Origin of the sequence: Anaerococcus kampingae (assembly GCF_046365475.1) — a bacterium.
In the GTDB taxonomy this organism is placed as follows: domain Bacteria; phylum Bacillota; class Clostridia; order Tissierellales; family Peptoniphilaceae; genus Anaerococcus; species Anaerococcus kampingae.
The window spans coordinates 22,054-46,458 of record NZ_JBGMEF010000011.1; the positions used below are offsets into that span (position 1 = coordinate 22,054).

Genomic DNA, 24,405 nt, shown 5'->3' on the forward strand with positions numbered 1-24,405 from the left:
TTATATCCCACTTTCTTTTAATATCCTATCCACATGGCCATAAAATTCTTCTGGAGCGTCATTAAAAACCATGTGGCCTGCTTGGTCAAGAGCGATAAGCTCTGCCTTGCCAGGGAAATATTTGATGGAATCTTCTGCGATAAGAAATGGGACTACCATATCTTTTTTACCAGCTATCCAAGTTACAGGAGCCTTAATCTTTGAAATAGATCCATCTCCCTTTTGGTAGGTTAGTTCATCTGTAATATTAAACTGACAAAGGGCTACGCTTATGTCTGTAAAGCACCTTTCCTTGAAAAATTCATCGATATAGGTCTCAAAGTGAGATTTTTCTGGAGACCTAAGGTTGTAAAGGCTTTGCATCCACATATTTTTGGCAGAAAGCCTTGACCCGTCCCTAATAAGCTTTTCGACAAATAAAATTGAAGGGTGGCCAGCAATTTCTTCATAAGTGTAGGCAAATTGGCCTGGAATCGGTTTGAAAAATGAATCTAATTTTGGAAGATAAAAGCCCTTTACCCCCACAGATGCGATGAGGATAAGATGGTCTACCCTTTCTCCAAAATCTGTAGCAAGCTTAAGGCCCACACCGCCGCCAGCAGAATGGCCCACGATAATGGCCTTATCTAGGCCAAGGGCCTCCATAAATTCATCCACATCCCTTGCCCAATCTTCGATCTTTATGTGCTGATTATTATAAGAAGACTCCCCAAAACCAGCAAGATCTATGGCATAAAGCTTCGCCCTTGCCTCATATCTTTTCATAAAATTATCATAGATAGTAGAAGAGCACTGGTTGCCATGGATTAATAAAATATTTTTATCACCCCTACCAGCCTCTCTATAAGCAATAGTTTCCCCTGATGGAATTCTTACTTTCTTAAGTTCGTACATAATCTTCTCCTTTGGCGCACAATATTCTTTTTATATAAATACCCCAAAAGCCTAATTTCCAATAAGAAATCCACCAAACTGGCCCTTCCCAATTAAAAAAGACCTAGCTTTTAAAACGAGATCTCTACTTATTAATCCTAATCAAATTCACATCACTTGTATCCATAAATACTTGATCATGGCTTATTACTATTACTAGCTTGCCCTTGCTAGTAAGTCCTCTAATTAAATCCAAGACCCTTCCCTTAACTTCCTTATCCAAAAAGTTTGTCGGCTCGTCAAAGATATAAAGGGACTTGTCAGTTCTTGTAGCATTATGGCATATAGAGATTTATGAATATTCTAAAGGCCCATTAAGTGAATATTATCCTCGAATATCGACTTATCTAAGATATCGATTAATCACTTATTTTTGTAGCTTCGTCGTTACTATTCATAAATAATTTCATATGATAGGCCAAGTCTGTCCTGTTATATAATAAAAAACTGTTGTATAATTTAAACAAATACAAAGAAGGGGTGATTTTATGAATAAAAAAATAGCTTTAATATCAGCGATGATTTTGTCTTTAGTAATGAGCTCAAGGGTTTTTGCATCTGATGATGATAACGAAGATCTTATAATCTCTCCTAAAGTATATGTAGAATTATACTAAGAGTTAAGCATTTTTTTACTATTTCTTTCAATTATTTGGTGAAGCTTGTCTAATTTTAAGTTATAAGCAAATTTACAAGCTATTCTAAGAGGGGATTTGAAATTTTCATCTCCTCTCGAATAGTCACATATAGCCTTATTATAATACAGATAAAGCAATCTTTCTGTATCAAGAAAATTCTCAGTTTGTCTAATAGCTCTGTCAATTAAACAAATAGATTCTTCATAATGACCCTTTTTATATAAATTAATAATTTTTGAATTAGTAGCTAAAAATTTAATATAATTGTTGCTCGAAGTATTCGTAATATAATCAATAATATCTTCTTTAAAATATCCATTATAATGACTAAAAGACTCACATAAACTAAGTAGAATTCTCTCTTCTATCGAGGTGTATTTATACTTTAATATATTATTATTTGTTACCCTTAACCTTGTTAACTCTTGATAATTATCTTTTAATTTATAAGCATCTTCATCCAATAAATATTCTAAGAATATCCTAATCAAATTTATCTCATTGAACCTATTGATAAACTCCTTTTCTTCTTCTAATACGCTTAGCTTATTTAGTAAATCATGCTTATAGTCTCTATCCTTAAAGAATATCGAAATTGTTAGAGAATTTTTAATCTCATCATAAATTCTATAGGCTTGATGTATATATTTTTTATATAGGTCTATTAAATCTCTTTCATATACGGACGATAGTCTAAAAAGTGTGCTTATAGAAATGGAACTAACTCTGGCATTTTCCATTCTAGAAAGATTTCTAACACTGATTCCTGTTAAAAACTCCACATCTTCTTGCGATAATTTTCTTCTTTTTCTGATTTTTTTTAAATCTTCACCAAATAGATCTAGCCCTTTCAATTTAACCTCCTTCGATAAAGTTTAATCTGAGTTTATATTAACTTGACCATTCTTTAATTTATATATGATCAATATTTTTTCTAATATCAAATAAATTCATTTCTTATGTATATTTTCTATGCAATAGTATAAAATCAGCAAAATTTAAAAACCAAATATGGAGTTACCCAAGCTTCTATAATTGCACATATAATTAGTAAAATATATAACATGGCAGATTTTTTAAATATAAAAATCTTATCCTCTTCTTTTAAATATATATGAGCACTTATATATGCAGATAATAAAATAAAAACAAAAAATTCAAAAATCCCATGTGGTAGAATCATCAGCATATATATAGGATATTTGAAGCTCGAAATTAATAAACCTATCCTAATTGCGTTTGATATCAGCATAACATATATATTTAAACGACCTATAAATAATGATGAAAATATATACATAAAAACCAATGAGTTTTTACAAATAATTATTCCAAAAGATTTTATATTATTTAAATCTACATCTAGATTAATGGTTTGCTTTTGTGTATTCATGTTTAGTATAGCACTAACTATAATCAACAATATAAATAACATTAAATATCTTACAAAATATTTTAATATGATTTTACTTCTTCTATTAGAACTTTTCATAATTTCACCTTAAAAAATATCGTAGAGGATTTATTAAATCCCCTACAATACATTATATTCAAACTCATCTACAATATAGTTAATTTATTACAACTTGTTTTCTAAATAAATTATGCTGATGCTAAACCAAATCCTGCTACTGCTACTGAAAGCCATGCTGGAACTGTTACACCCGCAATAGCCGCAAATGCTCCTGCAATTGTTCCTCCTGATGAGACCCAATCTACCATATTCTGATACCACCCTGGTGCAAGTGTAATACCCAACTTATTTGCTATAAAGTAAATATTAGGCATTAGAATAAGTGCTAGTGCAAGAAAAAACACGGTTTTTAATGTTTTTTTGATAGTCATTTTATTTGTCATAGTATAACCTCCATTTTAAAATGTACTATAATAGATGAGCTAAATATCTTTTATTTATTTTGACTAAATCGAGATAACAATAGAGCTACGGCAACGATTAAAAGAGGTATAAACGAATACTCCTTATAGCCTTTTTTCCATAAATATCCCAATAATATGAGAGCAATTACTGAAAGTATCACACTTAGTATTCTTAATATTAATTTAATATTCATCATTTTTCCTTTCTTAATCAATAGACTTCTTGATTACTAAATATATATATAGATAGGTAAATTGAACCACATCCTAGAAGAATAAGTATTAGTAGTCCAAATAAAATAGGCACATAGGCTGGTGCTGATAAATATAAGTTTATAATAGGATTTATATCTAATTTAACTATAGCTATAGAAATAAAACCTATTAAAATCAAAACTCCTACAGAAACATTATTTGCACCCTTTATACCAAATTTATAACAAGCTGGGAGTAATAAATATACATTAATAATTGCGAAAATGAGTCCAACCAGACTAAACATCAGGTAATATTTTAAGGGTTGGTCTTGGTGAATCATAAAAGATAGTGTATTTAAAAGTAGACTAGCTAAGCCAAAAAATATAACTATACCTACAAATATACAAAATCTGGCAATTACTATATTTTTATATGATATAGGTAACATTTTAAGATATTTATTCCGCTCATCTTTTTCATCTTCTACGTATAGGTTTACTACTACAGCAGAAATTGCAGCGGGAAGAGCTAAACTTAATAAACTATTTCCAATAAATCCAATAAAAAGTGTAGATAAAATATTCACACCTAAAATCGCTATGGCAATGGTCTTTATATACTTTTTATATAAAATCAGAAAATCTCTTAATAAAATCCCTTTCATTGTATGCGCTCTCCTTTTTTTAGAAAATACATTATATCCTCAACCCTTATATTATTATTTCTATAAAACATATCAGTTGAGTTTGATGGCAAGTATGATAAGGCAAGTTTTTTTTCCGATTCTTCTTTTATAGCTATAATCTCCGATTTATGCTTTGATTTATCATTTAAATCTATGATATAGTAATTTTTAACATCTTCTTTCCCTACATCTAGTTCAATTTCCCCCTCATCTATTAAAATCATCCTATCGCTAAGATCCTCTAGTTCAGTGACAAGGTGAGATGAGAAAATAATTGTAGAGAAGGTCTCCTTACAAAAGCTTTTTAATTCATTATTAATCTCCCTTCTTACTATTGGGTCAAGATTACTAGTCGACTCATCTAATATCATAAGTTTAGGCAAATACGCAAAAGTTTTAAATAGGTTTAACTTTGCTTTCATACCTGTAGAAAACGATTTAGTAGGTTTATCAATTGGCAACTGATATTTATTAATCTTCTTAAAAAATAATTCCTGATTCCACTTGTCTTTGTACATGTACTTTAAAATCTTAGCGATTTCCCTAACAGTAAGTAAGCCAGAAAAACTATCTTTATCAAAAACAACTCCTATGTCCTTTTTAAGCTCATAGCTAAAACTTTCTTTACCAAAAATTTTTATTTGTCCCTTATCTTTTTTAACTAGATTCATAATTAACTTTATAAGCGTTGTTTTGCCTGCACCATTTTCTCCTACAAGCCCTACAAATTCACCTTCTCTTATCTTTAATCTAGGAATATTTAACTTAAAGGTCCCATAGCTTTTTTCTAATCCTTCTATATCTATTACCATTCTTTTATCTTTTGCCAAAAATAAAACCCTCCTTCTATTGATAAACGTTTGCTTGATTTATATTAATTTTAACAGATAAAATTGATTTTAAACAGGACAAGGTTGTCATATTCATTTAAATTTTATAAAAGTTATCTAAATAATCGACGAAAATTTATTTTAAAATTCTATAAAAATCTATTAGAATTTTAGACCGTAATATCTACTAACATCCTATCTTTTATCAATTCTGATGAATCAATAAATCTATATAATCATACAAAAACCCCTCCATCTGTATTCCAGATTTTGGGGTTCAGGTTAACTTGGAAGCTTAGTTTGATTTAAAATGTATATAATAAATAGTACTTACAGATGTATTATTTACATCTGCAAATACCATTGGACAAATCGTCCTTTAAAATCCTTATTATATTTACTTGCTTATCTTCTAAAAATATCGGGTCATGACTTATTACAAGAACAAGTTTTTCCTTCTTAGTAAGCCTTTTAATCAAATCCAAGACCCTTCCCTTAACTTCCTTATCCAAAAAGTTTGTCGGTTCGTCAAAGATATAAAGGGACTTGTCAGTCTTTGTAGCAAATTCTACTTGGGCTAGTTTTTTCTGACCTGATGAGCCCTTAAGCCTTTCTTTTAGCTTGCCATACTCACTTATGAGTGGATTTGCAGGAATATAGACCAGGTCATCAAATAAAATACCTGATTTCTTATCAAGGACCTTACCATTTATGAAAATTTCTCCCTCATACCTGGTCGTTAGATTCATTATGGCCTCTACGAGAGTGGTTTTCCCTATCCCATTATCACCTACAATTAGGTTGATTTTCCCCTTTTCTATATTTTGGCTAAAAGGTACATGGAGACTTTCTCCATTGCTTCCAAGACTTATATAATCTTTTATTTCTAAAGATTTTATCTTAGCCTTGTCAAAGCTTACAGGAGTCATATTTATAAATTCATAGAAAGAGTCCATGGCAGGCTTGCCTGAGACGTATTCTCTTCTTGTATTAAAAGTATCAAGCATGGGATCCCATAGGGAGCTGATGTAGATTGACACAGCTGCATAGGAGCCTGGGGTCATCTTGCCCTTTATGATAAGGATAATTGAAATAATGGTTGTAAGGGTGATGGCCATATTTAGGGTTCCATAGACAAAAATATTATAAATCACACTTTCATAGCGGACCTTTTTCATAAGATTTGCAAAAAATCCCTTAAAGAAGTCCTTAATAGGTGGAAGCTGTTTATCTTCCAAAAACCTCTCTTCCTTGCTAAGGCTATTGGCATCTAGCAAATAACCCTTGATATTTTTCATATCGTCCAAATGATTTGAGGAATAATCCGAAATCTTCTCCTCACTCTTATAGGAAACCACAGCTGCTATTGGGGCTATAATTAAAAATGAAATCAAAAGATAGGGAGAGATAAAAAATACAATTATACAAATTGCTACAAACTTAAGGGCGTTTAAAAATATCCTCAAGGTATTTTTGTAGATAAAGGGCTGGACAATTTCAAAATTTTGGCCAAGTTCTTGGTTAATCCTTGCCTGGTCGATATTGTAAACCTTACTATCATAGGATTTTAGGGCCCTATCAAGACTTGCAAATTGCTTTAGATAGGCCTTGGCGTCGTTTTTGCCAAAAAGATAATCTTCGAGGACATAAAAAATATGGATGCCAATATCAAGTAAAACCATGATCCCTATATGCTTGATTGTCTGGTCCAAGTCCTTAGCAATAGCAAAGTCAATGGCCTTTGCTGTATTAATAGGAATTAACAATCCCAAACCGATTACTATTAGCCTAATTATCAAAAGTTTTACAAATTCTTTCTTATCAGTCAAATAAAAAAATCTCAACATAGGCTACCTCCTTCAAATTTTCTATGGCTTCAATATACTTAAATTCAGCAAATAAAAAAGGGACATGGGTGTCCCGATTTTAATTATTTCCCAAAACATCTCCTATGACTTGATTTATTAACTTTAGTGCCCCATCTTTGTCAAGGTGGCTTGCAAAAATTCTCGATAATTTTATTGAATTTCTATAGTTTTCATCTCCCAATTCATATTGGCATAGAAATTTCAGATAATATAAAAATACAAACATCTCGCTATGATTAGAATATTTTGCAAAAGATATAGCTTCGTTAATTTTTTCTAAGCCATTAAGAGAATCCCTCTCCATATCCATAACGTTAACAAGTGAGTAGTAGGCAATTAATTTTATAAGACTTTCGTCGTTTTTATCTATTATAGATGATAAAATCTCTTTCCTATCAATATTTTTAAAATAAGCTTTATTATTACAAACATTTATAAGAAGTCTTGCTTCTAAAAAGCTCAAATCTCTAGTTAGTATATTGTTTTTATTTATCCTAGCGCTCGTGATTTCCTCAAACTCCTCTGTTAAACTAAGTAAAATTGGAGTTTTTAAAAATTTTATAAAAAGCTTCATTAGGGCTAGTTCATAATCTTTTCCCTTGAAATTCTGATCCTTTTCTAAAATTTCGAGTTTCTTTTCTAATAATAGAATTTCTTCTCTGGATTTAAAACCGCAGAGGATGTCAAAACTTGATAGAAGTTCCCTATATAAATAGTGGGATTCATAGATATCTTTTATGTATAAATCAACCAGGTCAAATTCTAGGCTTACTGATAATTTTAGGAGGGTGTCCATGCTTGGCTCTTTAATTTGACCGTTTTCTATTCTCGATATAGACCTGCGGCTGATGCCAGATAAAAATGCCAAGTCTTCCTGGCTAAGTTTTTTATTTTCTCTAATTTTTCTTAAATTATTTGCAAATTTATATATAGACATGGGACCTCCTTTCTGTTTTACAAATTATAATATAATATACCGCTTTAAGCTGATAAATATAATAAAATTCTCAGCAAAAAAGACCTTACTTATCTTGTAAGGCCTAAGCTTTTATTTGTTTTCCTAAGTATATTATCATCAATCAAATAAATATCATCAGCTATATCATCATATTCATCGCTGTGCATGATTATTATAACTAATTTTTCTTTTTTTAAATCTACCAGATATTTTTTTAATACTTCTACGGATTCTCTTTCAAGATTTGTAGTTGGCTCATCTAGAAAAATCGCCTTTTTTTCAGAATTTAGGATTCTAAGCAGGGATATTTTTTGAGCCTGACCAGATGATAGGTTTAAGGGATTTATTTTTATATTTTTATTATAAAGATCATCTTCCAATAGGTCAGAAAATCTTATATTCATATCCTCATTAAAAATAATATTTTCTCTTCCTGTCCCTTCAAAATTAAATAGGGGATAGAATAAGAAGGCTATATTATCCTTGTAGACTCTAGGAATCGAAATTTTTCCACCTTCAAATCCTGTGGCTGAATTAAGACCTGATAAAAGCCTTAGCAGTGTGGACTTGCCTGATCCATTTTTACCTTTTATGATATAAAGACCATTTTCTTTTAAGTCCATATCTACATTGTAAAGAAAGTCAGAGCTTTGAGATAAAACCTTAGAATCCCTAATAGCAAGGACTTTAGTAGGAGCAAAAATTTCATCATAAAGCTCATATTCATCACTAATCTTGTAAGCAAAACTTTCAAATCTTTCTAAATATGGCCTTATAGACTTAGCTTCTGTCAAAATATGGAAAAAATTAGTCAAGGGTTCAAACAAGAAGGCTGCAATTTCTATAAACATAAGTATAGTTCCTAGACTTATCCTATTGTTTATTACATCCTTTGCCCCAAAGGCTAGGATAATAATCGGCAGGATGCTCGTAACAAGCGAGCTTAACCTATCACCAAAGAAATAGTAAAAGTAAAATCTCTCATGACTTTGCCTATTGTCACTTGTAGCCTTCCTAAACTTATCTTCAAAAAAGTCCCTAGCCCCAGATAATTTTATCTGAGAAATATTATCCTTAAAATTATTAGTTGTCTTAACAAAAAGATCATTGGTTTCTATAGTTTCTTGATTTAGTACAGTTCTCTTTTTAGCATTAAAGCTTACCAAAAATATATAAAGAGGCAGACTAACCATGACAAGAATGCTAAGTTTAATATCTATTTTAAATAAGACACTTGCAAAAATCAGTGCTTGAATAAGGGAAGCTGGCATGATTATGAAGATATTTGTAAGATTTGCCGCAAGAGTTTGGCTTTCACCATAATACAAATTATGGATAAAGCCAGCATCAAATCCTTCATAATCAGAAGGATACATAGCAACCGATTTTGTATAGATTTTATTTACCAGATTTTCATAAAATTTTAAATTCGCCTTTTTTATCTTATAAGATCCAAAATAAAAAATAAGCAAGGAAGAAAAAATCACAGCTAAAAATATTAGGCCAATTTTATTAAATCCCAGTGCTTCTCCCTTACTAATAGCGTCTACAAGAATTTTTGTAGAGATAGGTATAGCTAGAAGGGCTAAGGATGATATAACGTAGCCAATGACAAGCTTAACTAGGTCTTTTCTATTTATTATATCTTTATCTTTATATAATTTTTTTATATTTTCTTTTTTCATATATAGCCTCTTATTTGTTCAACATAGTTATTCTTATCAATCATAAAATGATTTCTACTTACAGCCTACTAGTATTGGCCAAAAATAAAAGGGACATGGGTGTCCCAATTTGTTATTCTATTACATTTTTTGATTTTTCTTCGATTAATTTTTTTAAATTATCTAATCCAGTATAGGTAGAAAATAAAATAGCATGATCTAAGGACTGTATAAATCTTTCATCGCCTAGAGAGTAACGGCATAAAAATTGCAAATAATATAAAAGGCTATTTCCTTCAATAAACCTATTTTTCTTTGATTCATCTATTGCTTCATTAACTAAATTTAGGGCGTCTTTGCATTCTTTATTTACATATATACTATTTATCAAACTATTATATGATAGATATTTTAAGGTACAGTTATCTGTTTTAGAAATAATTATATCTAGCAAATCTTCCTTGGCAATATTTTTAAATCCACCATTTGCATTACAAACATTTACCAGAAGTCTTGTTTCAAAGAAAGTCAAATCTCCACTCAATATATTATTTTTATTTATCCTAGAACTTGTGATATACTCAAATTCTTCTTCTAGACTAAGTAAAATTGGAGTTTTTAAGGATTTTATAAAAAGCTTCATAAGGGCAAGTTCATAGTCTTTTCCCTTAAAATTATGATCCTTTTCTAAAATATCGACTTTCTTTTCTAATAATAGGATTTCCTCCCTGGATTTAAAGCTAGAAAGAATGTCAAAACTTGATAGAAGTTCCCTATATAAATATTGGGATTCATAGATATCTTTTATGTATAAATCAACTATGTCAGCATCAAGACTTGCTGATAATTTTAGGAGAGTGTCAATGCTCGGTTCCTTTATTAGGCCATTTTCTATCCTTGATATGGACCTGCGGCTTATTCCTGAAAGATGCGCCAAGTCTTCCTGGCTAATTCTTTTGTTTTCCCTGATTTTTGTAAGGTCATTTCCAAATTTATATATAGACATAGAACCTCCTTTCGTTTTGACTTATATCATACCACCTTAACTTGATAGCTACATTAAAATTAGTCATATAAAAAGACCTCATTTTATCCGAGGTCTCCTTAAATTTCTCTTATAAGCTTTTTATCATCACCTATTTTAGAGTATTCACCTAATCATAGAGCTTCTTAACTTAGTAAAATTGATCCTTATTTACTACAAGCTCAAGCAACATGCATTTATATAGTAACTATTAAATCTATAAATCCCCTTATTTTACAAAACCCATAGATAGGAAAACTTAACAAATATAAAAACAAAAATTATTGCTATTATCACTAAAGCTACCAGTGAATAAATTTTCTCCTTTTTGTTTAAATCAGACAATAAGATTTTTAAAAATAACGTCACTAAAAAAGCTCCTACAAAAACTGACCTATACTCTTTTAATTTAAATATATCAAATATAGATAAAAGAATAAGTGCTGTTAATGCTATAGATATTATGTTGACTATCTTTAATTTATTTGTATTTTCTTGCATAATTTTGCTCCGTATAAATATTTACTTTTTAGAACTTAGTCACACCCACAATTGTTTTTGAAGTTCTATACGCTACATTATGTTTTGATCCCCTACGCCTTATATGTCTTACCTTTTTTATCTTAAATATAAGACCATGCTCAGTTGACTTATTGGCCAGATGATTATTATAATACCTTACAATTTCACTAATCACAACAGTTACACCACCAGCTCCTTCTAGTCCTGGTACATAAGACATAACAAGACCAACTAGGCTAGCAACATCAATCTTATCACCTAGGGAATCACTTATCTGCTTATAGGTAAGCCTTTTTGTCTCATAAGTTGTTTCTACCCTATAAAATGATAAATCAGCTGGCAAATCTATTGTTTTATTGGTGATTGTAGAATAGAGGGTATTATCTTTAAAATTCGCAATTAATTGATTTTTTTCTCCAGTTTTACTATCAGTTATTGTTACGATTCTTTTATCACCTTCATCTTTAATTTCTATATTATTTAATATACTCTGGTTTGTAACTTTTGTTGAGCTTTGAGTTATCGAATTGATTTTTATATCATCTTTATTCATTCCAATATTACATTGGCTAGCAAAAGCTTGGCCAATTGGGCTAGCTAATATGCTAGCACTTAATAAGCAGGCAAAATATTTTGTTTTTTTATTTTTCATAAGTTTCTCCTTTACTATTCAAATAATTTGCATATAAACTTTACAAGCAAATTAAAATATTCAAAGTGACATCCATGTCACTTTTTTATAATTAATTCAACTATATAATATTACAAACGATATTAAAAGGAGTTGCTTTATGAAAAAAAATATATTACTTCTAATTGCAATATTATTAACACTAAACGTTAGTACTTCTTATGCTAATGATAAAAAAGAGTCTACTATAATAGAAATTAAGTCATATAAAAATTTAAAATAAATCTTTTATAAAAACCCATTAAAACAATAATTAAATGTTTTAAATTACTTCAAATTTTTATTTTGAAAAAATTTATTAAATTTAGGATTTATTGATTTAGTTATATAAATTTATATAATTAATCTCCAAAAACAATTTTGGATTTCTTGTCAATAATTTTTGATAACATACAATTATCTAAATGTGATGAAAACATATTTGCACAATTAAGTGAATTAATATATCTGTCATCTCCTATTTCATAAAAACACAAAAATTTTAAGTAATATAAAAGAGCATATGAATTAATAATATGATTATCTATAGCATACTGTATCGATTTATCCGCCAATTCTAAGGCTTCCTTAGATGTCCCATTTACATACATTCTATTTATAAGAATATTATATGCCATTATAACTATAATAGGTTTGTCTCTTTTTGTAATTAAATTATTCAGAATATCTTCTCTTTCTATTTCCTTATAAGATTTATTTTTATTACAAATATTAAGCAGCAATCTAGCTTCTAAAAAACTCAAATCCTTAGTCAGCAAATTATTTTTGTTAAGCCTAGTAGATGTAAGGTCTTCAAATTCTTCCTGTAGGCTAATCAGGATGGGTGTTTTTAAGTTTTTTATAAAAAGCCTCATTAGAGCTAGTTCATAGTCTTTTCCCTTGAAATTTGGGTCAGCTTCTAATATATTTAACTTTTTTTCTAAAAGAAGGATTTCTTCCTTAGGTTTAAAACCGCATAGAATGTCAAAGCTTGATAGAAGGTCCTTATATAAGTAATGGGATTCATAGATATCTTTTATGTATAAATCAACTAGATCAACTTCTAGGCTTGCTGATAATTTTAGGAGGGTGTCGATGGTCGGCTCTTTTATTAGGCCATTTTCTAGCCTTAATACGGACCTGCGGTTTACTCCTGAAAGATGCGCCAAGTCTTCCTGGCTAAGTTTTTTATTTTCTCTAATTTTTATTAAATTATTTGCAAATTTATATATAGACATAGTGTCCGTCCTTACAAAAAGAAATCCTGCTTACTTTGGGCAAGATTTCTTTCTTATATTACTTATTAAAATTATCAAAACAATCGCTAATACCAGGCTTGTGACAATTGAGCCTTCTAGGCCAAATTCTGCTCCTGAGATTAGGTCCCTTCCCTTGAGGGTGGTTTTAAGTATGTTTGCCCCGCTTTGGCTAAAGCCTGAGACAGCTACACCGTAGATATTGGCCATGGTCATGTTCCAGAAGGAGTGGGCCCCAGCTGAAATATATATTGAGTCTTCTTTATAAAATAATAGGGAAAATATCATTCCAATTAAAAATATATTTATAAAGGCCATAAGGCTAAAACCTAAGTTTCCCAAGTGGAGGATGGAAAATATTAGGGAGTTTGCGGCCATTGCAAGGATGATTTTGCCCCTTCCTGCCATTTGGTTCATTAGGATTGCCCTCATTAGAAATTCTTCTTCAAAACCTTGGATCATCCAGGCTGGGATGAAGATTAAAAAGAGCTTTATATTAAGATCTGTCTTGTTTGTTACTATTTCTGCAAATCCTAATGATTTTAAGATTAGGACTATGAGGCTTAAAAGTGAAAATCCCAAGAGGATGCCCTTGGCATAGGAGATAAATTTCCTATCATCTACGAGTCCTAGGGAAATTTTATCTCTTTTTAGGATTTTCCTTGCAAATATATAGGCTAAAAATAGGGTGAGGGCGGTTGAATAAATTATTAGCAAGAAGGACATGTTATTTGTGTCCATGTAGGTGAAAAAATCATCTATGACCTTGATATTTTTCCCAAAACCTCCTATAAGGCCTAAGAGGTATTGGGGAATTATGATAAGAATTGACAAAATTAGGGTGATTAGGACCGGATTTAGGTCACGGGCTTCTTCTTTTGTTCTCTTAATTGATCTATTTGCTTTCATTGACTAAATCCAAGGCTCCGCCTATTATCCCATTTATAAATTCTCTTGATTCGTAGATATCATAGCCAAATAGTTTTTTCTTTAGAAATATCTTGGCATCGGTGTTTTTAAGCTTGGCATCTGATGCTGAGAGCTTTCTCATATATTCTTCGTGCTGGTTGGCTTCTTCTATATTTTTTACCTTGTCAAATTCCTCTACATAGTTCACATTTGATATCCTTAGACTTATTTCCTTACCCCCGTCTATGTCTAATTTATTTAAAACTTTTATATCAAGATTTTTGAAATTATTTTTTATAAAGTCTTCTTGCTTGATTTCATCTTCTGAATAAGATTTTTTGAGCACGTCAAAAATCAGATCGATCCTATCCATGTTTTCTTTCATGAAGACCTCATCGTCGCCTTTAATTGCTGATTCAATTCTTGCCACAGTCCTATCTACATTGTGGCTTATGGACCTTGCTATAAAAAACACACTTGCTATTAGGAGGATAAATATTAAGATATAAGGGCCAAAGGTCCTTCTTTTTCTTTTCTTCTCCCTAGCTTTTCTACGCCTGGTCCTATCTACTCTTTCCCTAGAAGGGGAAGGTCTTTCACGTCTGTCATGTCTTTGTCTTGTTGTATCTCTTGCCATAATTCCTTCCTTTTATTTATTATACCATTTACGATGAATTTATGATATGATAATAGTATGAAGTATTTTAAAAATAATTTTGCAGCAAGCTTTACGATTCTTGCCCTTATCGGGCTAATTTTTAAGGCTTTTCTTGCAAAAGCTCTTGTAATTGATGAAAATTTAATAGAAAGGACTCTCACATCCCTAACCGTCGCCTATCTGGCCTTTAAGATTTCCTTTATTGATACAAAAAAGGTCTTTATCATGTTTGTGCCTCTCATTTTTTATAGCCTGGTCATGGCTTTTGTTGTAAATGGGAGAAGTTTCGAAAAAATCCCTGCAGATCTGCTTAAAATTATCACAAGCATTTACAGGTTAATGATCATGATGGGTGGATTTTTTATCCTTGAGCTTATCATAAATCAAATTTTTGGAAGCCGAATATTCCCAATTCTTGCAGGGCTTTCTCTTTTAATCTTTTTTGCAATAATTTTTATAAAAAGGCTAGACGCTCTTAGTCCTTTTAAGGATTATTTCCTATATTTCAGCTTCTATCTAATGGCTATTAAGGTTAGATCTGCATCAAATATCAGGCCAGTACTCCTAGTCCTTGCCCTAGGACTTGTGGCTGGCGAAGTCTACCTGAAAGAAAGGTTGGTCAAAGTCGACTATGGCTTTATGCTTACAATTTTCCCTCTGACCTATCTGGCCCTTAAAACCATTAGCAAGGAAGAATCTATGGGCTTTAGTGATTATCTGATCTTTGGATTAATTTATATATATCCAGCCCTCTTTGTGATAATTAAGTCAAGGATGCCTATAGAGGATATTGGAATTCTAATAATTTCAATCCTTGCCTCCTACATTATTGCTGAAGCTATTTACAAGATAAAAAATAAATACCTTTCCTATTTACTTTTAGGAATTGATTAAAGTGCAAGCTTTGTGGGCTTACTTTTTTATTTTATCTCCCAGGCTACTGTCACTTCTCCCCTTAATCTCTGCCATGGGATATTATCAAGGGTGTTTCTTCTCATATTATAAGGGTCATTTATGACAAAGTAGTCGTTTTGGTAAGAATCTACAACCATGTAGTGACCAGAGTTTATAAAGGATCCTGCCCCTACCCTTACAACTATTGGATTATTTTTAAGGGCCTGAACGAAGGCATCTTTTTGGACTGGTATGTCGTAGGATTTTAGGCCGTAGGCTTCGACTCCTTCTATAAAATATTGCCAATCAGTCCCATCCCAAGATGAATAATCACTTGCTACTGCCATGGTGTTGGTTGGGTAGATGTCGTTGGTATCAAGCTTTCTATTTAGGACCATGGCCATGGCTGTTGGCCCACATCCAAAACCTGCCATGGTACCTGTTGCGTAGGCTCTTTTTGACCAACGCTCATCTTTCTGGCTAAAGTAAGGGGTCTTTCTCATAAGATTTTGAGAAAAGCCTGGCTTAAATTCGCCATTTGTTCCCCTGTTTAGGTTGGCATGGGCCAGATCATACTGGTAAATGGCCTCGCCCCTATCATTTATCTTATAGACCTTATGATTAAAAACCTTTTCTGTATTTCTAAGCAATCTTAGGCTTCTTTCGTGGAAGGCATATTTTTTGCCAGAAATTTCTACCAAGCCCTCAGCAGGCTTGCCATCTTCAAAAAAATACCTATCCCCAACCCAGCCTCTGGCATACTTGCCATCGGTCTTAGTCGCTTCGCCAAATTTATTGAAATAATAATTTTGCCCATTAAAGACCCTATTTTTCTTCCTAAAAATCGTCCCATTTTCATCAAAACCATAGGTGATATTGCCAATAGTTTTTAGGCCCTTGGCATATCCTGTTTGAGGGTCGTAATAGCCGAGCTTGCCATTAAAATAATCCCAACCGATGTAATGGGCCTTTCCAGATTTATCAACATGGATATTTTCACTGGCGATTGTCATATTTTTGACCATTTGACCAGTCTTTTTGTCAAAATACCTGCGGACCTCGCCTGTATCTGTCAAACCCTTGGCAAGGGTCCCGTCTGGGTTTTTATAATAAATATCTTCTCTTGTAGGTTCTTCTTCCTTTAGAGTAGGCGCCTGTTCTTTTTCATCACTTGTGCCTGCCTGACATTCCTCAAGAAAAGCATCTAAATCAGAATCATCATAATAAATAATATCAGCAGCAAAGGCTGTGTTAGCATTCATAATTCCTGCTAATATTAAGCTTAGCAATAAAACCTTCTTTTTCATTTTTTCTCCATTTGTAATTAAAATTTTCACTTATAAAAATAAACCTAATGATTTCATTTTACATAAGTTTATTATATCAAATAAGGCAATCTTTGGGCAAAAAAATCCCGGCTCTTGCCGGGAAAAAAGTTATTAAGGGGTTTGAGTTTTTACTTATTGCTTGCTTCTTTTGCAGCTTCGATGTTTTTCATCAATTTTTCTTGTTGGTCCTTATTTGCTATTGCTCCTACTACATCATCTCCTATGACATTGCCATTTTTATCTACTACTATTGTTGTTGGGTAGGCAAAAATGTTGTCGATGAATTTTTTGATGTCGCCTTCTTGTTTTACGCCTAGGGCTTGGTAGGTTGGCTTGTTTTCGTCAATTATTCTCTTGTAGGCTGCCTTTGTTGAGTCATCGTATTCGCTGTCTGTGCAGAGGGTTACGAAGTTTACTTTTTCATCCTTTTTGAATTCATCTGCTAACTTATTTAGCTCTGGCATTTCTTGTATACAAGCAGAACAACCTGTAAACCATAGGTTGATGACTGTTGCATCATATTTTCCTAAATCTTCGTTGGTAAATTTCTTGCCTTCTTGGTCTGTCGCTTCAAACTTGCCTAGGTTTGTTGGTCTTTGGCTTTGGTCTACATCTTCGATTTTTGTAGTTGTATCTTTTGTTATTTGAGCTCCTTCTGGCATTTGTCCTTCTGGAACTGCCATTTCTTGGGCTTGTTCAGCTCCCTTATCTTTAGCTTCTTCCTTTGGTGCGCTGTTTCCACATCCTGCAAGTACTAGAACTAGGGCTAAGGCTCCTAGGCCTTTTTTGATATTATTTTTCATCTTTTTCCTCTTTCTTTTTGATATTTAAAAATTCGCTTGTGATTGCCTTTGTTGGACAAGCCTTTAGGCAATCGCCACATCTTATACATTCTAAGTGACTGGTTGACTGTCTTATATCCACATCCATCTTACAAACTCTAGCACACTTGCCGCAATTTATGCACTTATCCTTGCTTAGTTCCAATTGATAGAAGGAAAACTTGTTGAACAAGGAATAAAAGGCTCCAAGTGGGCATATCCACTTACAAAATGGTCTAAAATATATGATTGATAAGATTATTGTAATTATTAATATTACAAATTTCATCCTAAATAGCGGTCCTAGGGCCATCCTTAGGTTGGCATTTTTGCTTGCTAGAGGAAGGGCTGCTTCCATTATGCCTTGGGGGCAAATATATTTGCAGAAATAAGGGGGAACCACTTCGTATTTTCCCTTCAAGGCAAAGCCTACAAATATTAATAGGCTAGTTAGGATTATGTATTTAATTGATCTTAGGACCTTTAGTTTTTTGGTGGAAAACTTCTTTGTTGGTATCTTATAAAATAGGTCTTGGAAAAATCCAAAAGGACACAAGAACCCACATATAAGCCTACCGACCATGACACCAAAAAACATCATAAGGCCCATCACATAAAAGGAGACCCTGTACTTGGCTGAGCCAATTACAGCTTGTAGACTTCCTATAGGACAAGATCCTGCAGCACCTGGGCAGGAATAACAGTTAAGGCCTGGCAGGCAAATTTTCTTGCCAGGACCCTGGTAAATCTTTCCCTTTAGGAAGTTGGGTAAGTGGAAGTTGTGAGCTAGGGTTGATAGGGCTTGGATAATCATTCTCTTTTTATTTTTTACTCTATCCAATTCCTATACACTCCAAACATAAGTTAATTGCCTTCATAAAGACTGTGTCGGCCTCTTTTCTATAAAGCCCGTAGCCAATGAAGGCAAGGCTTAGGGCTAAGATGGCCAGTGATTTTTTATATTTTTTCATTTCTCACCTTCCTTAATCATGATAACATAGGCCTTGTTAAGTTATGATAAAGACTTAGGGATTTTTATAATAAATATTGACCCGCAAGGCTCGTTTTCCTTGATATCAATATCCGCCCTTAGCATGTCAGCTATAGTTTTTGAAAGGGAAAGGCCAATCCCATAGCCCTCGCTTCCCCTAGAATTATCCACCTGGTAGAAAAGATCAAAAATCCTAGCCTTATCAGAATCGCTTATGCCAATACCTGTATCCTTAACCAAAATCCTTATCTCATCACCAGATTTTTCCCCGCTGACCTTGACAGAACCGCCTTCCTTATTATATTTGATGGCATTGTCAATAATATTGTAAAGGAGTCTCTGCATGAGGGAATCATCGCTTATGATATCTAGATCTAAATTCTCATAGGCAAGGCTGACATTCTTATCACTTGCCTTATCTTCTAAGTCCAAGATTATCTCATCGACCAAGCTCTCTAGGGAAAATTTGCTAAGCTTAAGCTGAGATTTCTTCCTCAAGGACAAAATCGCATCGACAAGGCCGTTTAACTTGTCTACATTGTGTTCAAGGACCCTTACCATCTTCATAGAGTCTTCTGTGTGGATTTTTTGCTTGTAGACATCAAGTTGGCTCTTCATAACAGCAATAGGAGTCCTCAGTTCGTGGGCCACATTTGAAGAAAAATCCTTCTGTCTCTTGTAATCTGCGTAAATTTTCCTAAGCATCTTGTCAAAACTTTGGGAAAGCTCGACAATCTCTGTCGATGTAGAATCAACTAGGGCCAGATTTTCAAAGCTTTCTGGCTTATCTATATCCACATCACTTATCTTTTCCTGGAGATTTTTAAGTGGTGCCAAGATTTTCCTGATAATTAGAGCGAAAACAAAGGACCCAACTATGATCACACAGGTGATTATGAAGAAAAGATAGATTTTAAAATCGCTGGTAAATTGGAGTTTGGACGAATCCACAAAGAGGACCACCGAATGGTCCCTAAAGGGCAAATTGGTCTGAAATTCCTCCATCACAGCATCTATAACCATGGACTGTTTGCGATTTACAAGATACATGACTACAAGGAGCATAACTATAAAAATTATAACAACAGATGCTATGAGTTTAAAAATTATCGAATCATAAAACTTCTGTTTCATGGATACGATAGCCCCTGCCTATCACATTTTCAATCAGATTTTTGCCGCAAACCTTCTTGATTTTCTTCCTTAAAGATGACATATGAACCCTAACCGAGTTTGAAAATTCATCCACATTAGAGTCCCACACATGCTCGATAAGCTCCTCAGTTGGGACAAAACGCTCAGAATTTAAGAACAAATATTCCAAAATCCCTGTCTCCTTGCTGGTAAGGCTAATAGGGTTGCCCTGATAGGAAGCCTCTCTCTTAGCCGTATCAAAGACAAGTCCTGCTATGGCAATTTCACTTTCAGTGTGAACTTGCTTGCGCCTAAGCTGGCTTCTCATCCTGGCATCAAGCTCCTTAAGGGCAAAGGGCTTGGTCATATAATCACTAGCCCCAAGGTCAAGTCCTGCCACCCTATCTTCTATATCAGAACGGGCTGTAAGCATGATGATTGCAACTTCTTTATCAAAAGACCTAATAGACTTTAAAACCTCGAAACCATCCTTAACAGGCAAATTCACATCAAGAATGATGATATCATAATTTTCCACATAAGCCATATCAATGGCAGTGTCTCCATCGCTTGCCTTATCAGTCGCATAGCCCAAAAGATTGAGCCCTTCGGCAACAGAATCAAGCAAGTCGAGTTCATCTTCAACAATAAGAACCTTCATAAAACCTCCTAACTTTCTAGTATAATTATATCAAATCCTTGTTAAATTTAGATAAAGTTTAGCAAATAAAAATGGCTTGCTAGATGTAAAATCAAGTCAAAAGACCTATTTACTTGCTAACAAGCCATTTAAAATAAATTTTGATCAACCCACTCCAAAATCAGTGATTTCAAATAAGATATCAACCCTTGGATCATCTTCAAGATACCTGTACTTTTCGACAAACCAGCTAACCAGGTCTTCATCCCTCTTTATAGGAGTGGAATTATTCATAAAAATATTGACAGTTGCATGAGAAAATTCCTTAATTATTTCCATATCCCTATCAATCATCTCCTTAGTTTGGCCCTTGATTCCAACCATCACGCAAGGAGAATCAAAATATTTCTTAACCTGTCTATAATCTGTAAAGGTCGCACCCTTTCTAAGGGCCTTTTCCCTAAAATCATTATCAAAAGTCTCAACGCCAGTCTTAAAGGTAATAGGAATTTTAAAATAATCCCTAATCTCATCTAGCCTATTCCTATAAATCCAATGGGCCTCAAAAAATAAGTGCTTGATATTTTTAGCATCTACAATCCTCTTTATCTCAGCAAGAGTCGAATCAGTCAGGTCAAAAACCGAAGCCGAATCGATGACTTCTAGGACCCCATATTCTCCGGTCACATTTTTTAAAACCTCAAAATTGACCTCATCAATCGCTTTTTCATCGACTTCATTGTCATCTATATAATCACAAAAGCTACACTTGCCCCACTTGCAAGGCCTAGCCTTTAAAAGAACAATCTCCCTTTTAGTCTTATTCGTAATCTTTGAATACCTATTGATAAAACCACCTCCCTAAAATTTCCTTCAAATCTTACCTGGATTCTACCACAAAAATAAATATATACATGGTCCTCATACAGAAAAAAGGAAAATTTGCTTAAAACCTGCAATCCTTGGGTATAAAGTAAAATAAGACGATGAAAATTGAAGGAGATAGAATGAAAAATAAAAAATTAATAATGATGCTAGCAGCAGGCCTAGTCCTTAGCGCTTGTGGCAATCAAGCAGCAAAGCCAGCTAATGATGGAGCAAAAGAAGTAAAACAAGAAGAAAGCCAAGTAGCAGAAAATAATGATGCAGTAAAGGAAGTAGCAAATGATGCAAACACAGCTGCAAAAGATCCAATCCCAGCCACAGAAAAAACACTAGAAGAAGCAATCGACGCTTTTTATGCCCACTATAAAGATGAGGCAATCGAGCTAACAAGTGCAGAACTTGACGAAGAAAATGGCAAATATTGCTATGGCGTAAAGGGTTTTAAAGATGGTCAAGAATACGAAGCCGTTTTAGATGCCAATACTCTTGAAATCATCAGCGAAAAAACAGAAGCAGAAGATGACACAAAGGTAATGGCCATAGATAGAAAAGCTATAATAACAGGCAAAGAAGCCATGGAAAAGGCCCTAGAAGGTCAAGCTGAAAATGTTTATATCGAAGGCTATGAGCTAGAAGTAGAAAATGGCAAAGCAGTCTATGACATAGACTTAGAAAATGCAGAAGATGTAAGAATTGATGCAGCGACAGGTGAAATAATCAAATAATTTTATAAATAGGCCCGGTTGGGTCTATTTTTTTATTATCATACTTACAAATCTTAAAACTTTTGTAAGAAATATTGAACTTTTCTAATCTCTGGTACAATATATTTAAGAAAACAGGAATTCCTTTTTTGAGCTAATATTATATAAGAGGAGTAAAATATGAAAATCAAAAATTTAAGCCTAATTCTTTTAGCAAGCCTTATTTTAGGAGCCTGTGGCAATAAAGATGCAAAGCCAGTAGAAGATGCCAAGCAAAAACCAAGCCAGGTTGAAGATACAAATACAGGTGTAAAAGAAGTTTCTGAAGATGACAAAAAAACTGATGACACAGATAAAGAAAAAGCTCCTGAAGTGGCCATGAATATGGAAGACGCAGTCAAAATTTTCCACGAACATAATTTCGGAGATGCATCAGCTGATTCTTTTAATTTCGATAAAATTAAGGTAGAAATCTTAGATAAGGATATAATCTATAGCATTGAAGGTTTTAAAGATGGCAAAGAATACCAGCTTAAGATAAACAACAATGGCAAAATTTTAGAAGAAAAAATCGAAGATGACGACGATAAGAAAAAACTTGCCATAGATTTTACTAAGATAATTTCTGGTGAGGACGCCTGGGAAAAATCCCTAGAAGGCCAAGCTGAAGATGTTAAAGTCAAAGAATATGAACTAAAAATTGAAGACGGCAAGGTAGTCTACGACATAGAGCTAGATAATGGCAAGGACGTAAAAATTGACGCCACAACAGGCGACATAATAAAAAGAAACTAAATTCTAAAATTAATAGGCCCAAATGGGTCTATTTTTTCGCTAAAATCAAAGCAAACCAATAAAAATTGATAAGGCAAAGCTATTTAGTATAATCTCAATAACAAAGAGATTCTTATGGAGATATAGATGAATAAAAAAGTGTTGATAGGTTTATTAGCCTTTGTTTTCTTGCTAACGGGATGTAATAATACAAATAAGGAAAATAGTGAAACAGGTATAAGGCAAGTTGAAAATAAAAATACGAAAATTTCCAAAATAAAAAAGAAACCTGTCCCAGATTTTGCAAAAAGCTTAGATGACGCCCTAAAAATATTCCACAACCACAACTTTGGTGAGGCAGACATGGATTCAATAAATATAGATAAAATAAAAATGGAATTTACCAATGAGCTTTTCATCCTAAATATTGAGGGATTTAAAAACGGAAAGATATATAAGCTAAAAATCGATGACAATGCCCAAATCCTAGAAGAAAAAATCGAAAAAGACACTACCAATAAAAAACTCGCCCTAGACTTCAAAAATATTATTTCTGGCGTTGATGCAATGGAAAAGGCCCTAGAGAAGCAAAGTAAAGGCGCTTGGGTAAAGGGATACGAGTTAAAAATCGAAGATAAAAAGGCAGTTTACTACATAAATATAGCAGAAGGCAGAGATATAAAAATCAACGGGTCAACGGGAGAGATAATAAAATAGACTAAAAAATCCTGCTACAATTTAATTGATTTATCAAGTCTAAAAAGCTTTTGATATAGAATAGACATTAAACTCTATAATTTGTAAAACATAGGCCTTTTGGTATAATACTAATGTTCAAAGCTTTTATAAGGGGGAAAATATGAATAAAAAAATACTAGCTCTACTTCTAGCAACAAGTTTTGTTTTTGCTGGATGCAATGGTGAAAAAGCTAATACCAAAGAAGAAACTAAAGTTGAAGAAAAAGCAGAAGCTCCTGCTGACGATAATAAAGAACAAGCTACTGATCAAGCAGATGACAATAAAGAAAAAACTACAGCTGAAATGGTAATGCCAGACAACAAGGTTACCCTAAAGGCAGCAAGCTACAAATTTGAAAGCCACGTGGGTGGTGCTCCTTACAATCTTACAGAGGTAAGCTACGAAGTTGAAGATGGAGAAGCTTACTATACCTTTGAAGGCGAGAAAAATGGCGATGAATATAAGCTAAAAGTAAATGCCAACTCAGCAGAAACAACAGAAGCTGAAATGGAAAAGGCAGCCGATAAGGAAAACCCAGTAGACCTAGGCAAGGCCATCCCACCAGAAGAAGCCATGCACATAGCCCTAGAATCAAATGGCGGCGGAGAAATAGAAGAATGGAAACTCTATAACGACGGCGAAGGCGAAAAATACAAATTTGAATTAAAAGATGGCAAGGAAATCATTGTTAATGCTATCAATAAGAAGGTAATGTAAATCCTTGATTTATTCTAAAAATTCTACCAATACAAAACCAGAGCTTATAATACTTTAGCTCTGGTTTTTGCTTATTTTTATTTCTAG

Annotated in this window: 30 protein-coding genes; 7 read left to right on the forward strand and 23 right to left on the reverse strand. The window is 33.0% G+C overall.

All coding sequences use genetic code 11. The features are described from left to right. Positions 1-894: an alpha/beta fold hydrolase gene (locus ACCQ42_RS02010; protein WP_410035194.1), complete on the reverse strand. Its 894-nt coding sequence runs from the start codon at positions 892-894 to the stop codon at positions 1-3. Positions 895-1,421: 527 nt separating this feature from the next. Here ACCQ42_RS02010 and ACCQ42_RS02015 point away from each other — a divergent pair. Then, positions 1,422-1,550: a hypothetical protein gene (locus tag ACCQ42_RS02015; protein WP_410035195.1), complete on the forward strand. Its 129-nt coding sequence runs from the start codon at positions 1,422-1,424 to the stop codon at positions 1,548-1,550. Here ACCQ42_RS02015 and ACCQ42_RS02020 read toward each other — a convergent pair. The 12 genes from ACCQ42_RS02020 to ACCQ42_RS02075 form a co-directional block, all read right to left on the reverse strand. After that, positions 1,547-2,425 (reverse strand): helix-turn-helix domain-containing protein, encoded by an 879-nt coding sequence (locus ACCQ42_RS02020; protein WP_410035196.1) that lies wholly within the window; start codon positions 2,423-2,425, stop codon positions 1,547-1,549. The genes ACCQ42_RS02015 and ACCQ42_RS02020 overlap by 4 nt on opposite strands. A 134-nt stretch (positions 2,426-2,559) precedes the next feature. Beyond that, positions 2,560-3,063, reverse strand: a complete 504-nt coding sequence (locus ACCQ42_RS02025; RefSeq protein WP_410035197.1) for a stage II sporulation protein M — start codon at positions 3,061-3,063, stop codon at positions 2,560-2,562. 110 nt (positions 3,064-3,173) lie between these two features. Further along, the gene (locus ACCQ42_RS02030; RefSeq protein WP_410035198.1) at positions 3,174-3,428 is read right to left on the reverse strand and encodes a class IIc cyclic bacteriocin; all 255 of its coding nucleotides are present in this window, start codon (positions 3,426-3,428) and stop codon (positions 3,174-3,176) included. Positions 3,429-3,478: 50 nt separating this feature from the next. Continuing rightward, a complete protein-coding gene (locus tag ACCQ42_RS02035; RefSeq protein WP_410035199.1) occupies positions 3,479-3,643 on the reverse strand; it encodes a hypothetical protein in 165 nt (54 codons plus the stop codon). 17 nt (positions 3,644-3,660) lie between these two features. After that, positions 3,661-4,311 (reverse strand): ABC-2 transporter permease, encoded by a 651-nt coding sequence (locus ACCQ42_RS02040; protein ID WP_410035200.1) that lies wholly within the window; start codon positions 4,309-4,311, stop codon positions 3,661-3,663. Then, entirely contained in the window at positions 4,308-5,162 is an 855-nt protein-coding gene (locus tag ACCQ42_RS02045; RefSeq protein ID WP_410035201.1) for an ABC transporter ATP-binding protein, read from the reverse strand. Before ACCQ42_RS02045 ends, ACCQ42_RS02040 begins: the two co-directional genes overlap by 4 nt. A gap of 341 nt (positions 5,163-5,503) precedes the next feature. Then, positions 5,504-7,009 (reverse strand): ATP-binding cassette domain-containing protein, encoded by a 1,506-nt coding sequence (locus tag ACCQ42_RS02050; protein ID WP_410035202.1) that lies wholly within the window; start codon positions 7,007-7,009, stop codon positions 5,504-5,506. A gap of 79 nt (positions 7,010-7,088) precedes the next feature. Continuing rightward, positions 7,089-7,967, reverse strand: coding sequence for a helix-turn-helix domain-containing protein (locus ACCQ42_RS02055; RefSeq protein WP_410035203.1), 879 nt, complete (start codon positions 7,965-7,967; stop codon positions 7,089-7,091). Between the two features lie 89 nt (positions 7,968-8,056). Beyond that, positions 8,057-9,673, reverse strand: coding sequence for an ABC transporter transmembrane domain-containing protein (locus ACCQ42_RS02060; RefSeq protein WP_410035204.1), 1,617 nt, complete (start codon positions 9,671-9,673; stop codon positions 8,057-8,059). Between the two features lie 112 nt (positions 9,674-9,785). After that, entirely contained in the window at positions 9,786-10,658 is an 873-nt protein-coding gene (locus ACCQ42_RS02065) for a helix-turn-helix domain-containing protein (RefSeq protein WP_410035205.1), read from the reverse strand. 252 nt (positions 10,659-10,910) lie between these two features. Then, positions 10,911-11,177 (reverse strand): hypothetical protein, encoded by a 267-nt coding sequence (locus ACCQ42_RS02070; protein ID WP_106461324.1) that lies wholly within the window; start codon positions 11,175-11,177, stop codon positions 10,911-10,913. Between the two features lie 28 nt (positions 11,178-11,205). Next, positions 11,206-11,850: a hypothetical protein gene (locus tag ACCQ42_RS02075; protein WP_106461323.1), complete on the reverse strand. Its 645-nt coding sequence runs from the start codon at positions 11,848-11,850 to the stop codon at positions 11,206-11,208. 139 nt (positions 11,851-11,989) lie between these two features. Between ACCQ42_RS02075 and ACCQ42_RS02080 the strand changes: the two genes are divergently transcribed. Beyond that, positions 11,990-12,112, forward strand: coding sequence for a hypothetical protein (locus ACCQ42_RS02080; protein ID WP_265213392.1), 123 nt, complete (start codon positions 11,990-11,992; stop codon positions 12,110-12,112). A gap of 118 nt (positions 12,113-12,230) precedes the next feature. On the opposite strand, the gene ACCQ42_RS02085 is transcribed toward ACCQ42_RS02080, so the two are convergent. The 3 genes from ACCQ42_RS02085 to ACCQ42_RS02095 are packed head-to-tail and all read right to left on the reverse strand — an operon-like array spanning position 12,231 to position 14,670. Then, positions 12,231-13,106: a helix-turn-helix transcriptional regulator gene (locus tag ACCQ42_RS02085; RefSeq protein WP_106461322.1), complete on the reverse strand. Its 876-nt coding sequence runs from the start codon at positions 13,104-13,106 to the stop codon at positions 12,231-12,233. Between the two features lie 30 nt (positions 13,107-13,136). Continuing rightward, positions 13,137-14,033 (reverse strand): CPBP family intramembrane glutamic endopeptidase, encoded by an 897-nt coding sequence (locus ACCQ42_RS02090; protein ID WP_410035206.1) that lies wholly within the window; start codon positions 14,031-14,033, stop codon positions 13,137-13,139. Then, the gene (locus tag ACCQ42_RS02095; RefSeq protein ID WP_410035207.1) at positions 14,020-14,670 is read right to left on the reverse strand and encodes a hypothetical protein; all 651 of its coding nucleotides are present in this window, start codon (positions 14,668-14,670) and stop codon (positions 14,020-14,022) included. The genes ACCQ42_RS02090 and ACCQ42_RS02095 overlap by 14 nt, the downstream gene beginning before the upstream one ends. A 57-nt stretch (positions 14,671-14,727) precedes the next feature. Between ACCQ42_RS02095 and ACCQ42_RS02100 the strand changes: the two genes are divergently transcribed. Further along, positions 14,728-15,585, forward strand: a complete 858-nt coding sequence (locus tag ACCQ42_RS02100) for a hypothetical protein (protein WP_410035208.1) — start codon at positions 14,728-14,730, stop codon at positions 15,583-15,585. A gap of 26 nt (positions 15,586-15,611) precedes the next feature. Here the strand turns inward: ACCQ42_RS02100 and ACCQ42_RS02105 are convergent, their stop codons facing one another. The 7 genes from ACCQ42_RS02105 to ACCQ42_RS02135 form a co-directional block, all read right to left on the reverse strand. Beyond that, complete coding sequence (locus ACCQ42_RS02105) at positions 15,612-16,892, reverse strand: C39 family peptidase (RefSeq protein WP_410035209.1); 1,281 nt, start codon at positions 16,890-16,892, stop codon at positions 15,612-15,614. A 149-nt stretch (positions 16,893-17,041) separates the two neighbouring features. Then, positions 17,042-17,716: a TlpA family protein disulfide reductase gene (locus tag ACCQ42_RS02110; protein ID WP_410035210.1), complete on the reverse strand. Its 675-nt coding sequence runs from the start codon at positions 17,714-17,716 to the stop codon at positions 17,042-17,044. Further along, positions 17,706-18,575 carry a 4Fe-4S binding protein gene (locus tag ACCQ42_RS02115; RefSeq protein WP_410035211.1) on the reverse strand — a complete coding sequence of 290 codons (870 nt, stop codon included), beginning with the start codon at positions 18,573-18,575 and terminating at the stop codon, positions 17,706-17,708. The genes ACCQ42_RS02110 and ACCQ42_RS02115 overlap by 11 nt, the downstream gene beginning before the upstream one ends. After that, complete coding sequence (locus tag ACCQ42_RS02120; protein WP_199792195.1) at positions 18,568-18,705, reverse strand: CD1871A family CXXC motif-containing protein; 138 nt, start codon at positions 18,703-18,705, stop codon at positions 18,568-18,570. Before ACCQ42_RS02120 ends, ACCQ42_RS02115 begins: the two co-directional genes overlap by 8 nt. A gap of 41 nt (positions 18,706-18,746) precedes the next feature. Then, a complete protein-coding gene (locus tag ACCQ42_RS02125) occupies positions 18,747-19,859 on the reverse strand; it encodes a sensor histidine kinase (RefSeq protein ID WP_410035212.1) in 1,113 nt (370 codons plus the stop codon). Next, entirely contained in the window at positions 19,840-20,520 is a 681-nt protein-coding gene (locus ACCQ42_RS02130) for a response regulator transcription factor (RefSeq protein WP_106461314.1), read from the reverse strand. The genes ACCQ42_RS02125 and ACCQ42_RS02130 overlap by 20 nt, the downstream gene beginning before the upstream one ends. A gap of 144 nt (positions 20,521-20,664) precedes the next feature. Beyond that, positions 20,665-21,186: a radical SAM protein gene (locus ACCQ42_RS02135; RefSeq protein WP_410035213.1), complete on the reverse strand. Its 522-nt coding sequence runs from the start codon at positions 21,184-21,186 to the stop codon at positions 20,665-20,667. Positions 21,187-21,506: 320 nt separating this feature from the next. Here ACCQ42_RS02135 and ACCQ42_RS02140 point away from each other — a divergent pair, with 320 nt between their 5' ends. From ACCQ42_RS02140 to ACCQ42_RS02155, 4 genes are all read left to right on the forward strand, one after another. After that, positions 21,507-22,109: a PepSY domain-containing protein gene (locus ACCQ42_RS02140; protein WP_410035214.1), complete on the forward strand. Its 603-nt coding sequence runs from the start codon at positions 21,507-21,509 to the stop codon at positions 22,107-22,109. A 159-nt stretch (positions 22,110-22,268) separates the two neighbouring features. After that, positions 22,269-22,883, forward strand: a complete 615-nt coding sequence (locus ACCQ42_RS02145) for a PepSY domain-containing protein (protein ID WP_410035215.1) — start codon at positions 22,269-22,271, stop codon at positions 22,881-22,883. Positions 22,884-23,009: 126 nt separating this feature from the next. After that, the gene (locus tag ACCQ42_RS02150; RefSeq protein WP_410035216.1) at positions 23,010-23,579 is read left to right on the forward strand and encodes a PepSY domain-containing protein; all 570 of its coding nucleotides are present in this window, start codon (positions 23,010-23,012) and stop codon (positions 23,577-23,579) included. A 142-nt stretch (positions 23,580-23,721) separates the two neighbouring features. Continuing rightward, the gene (locus ACCQ42_RS02155) at positions 23,722-24,318 is read left to right on the forward strand and encodes a PepSY domain-containing protein (RefSeq protein ID WP_410035217.1); all 597 of its coding nucleotides are present in this window, start codon (positions 23,722-23,724) and stop codon (positions 24,316-24,318) included. Positions 24,319-24,405 lie beyond the last annotated feature (87 nt).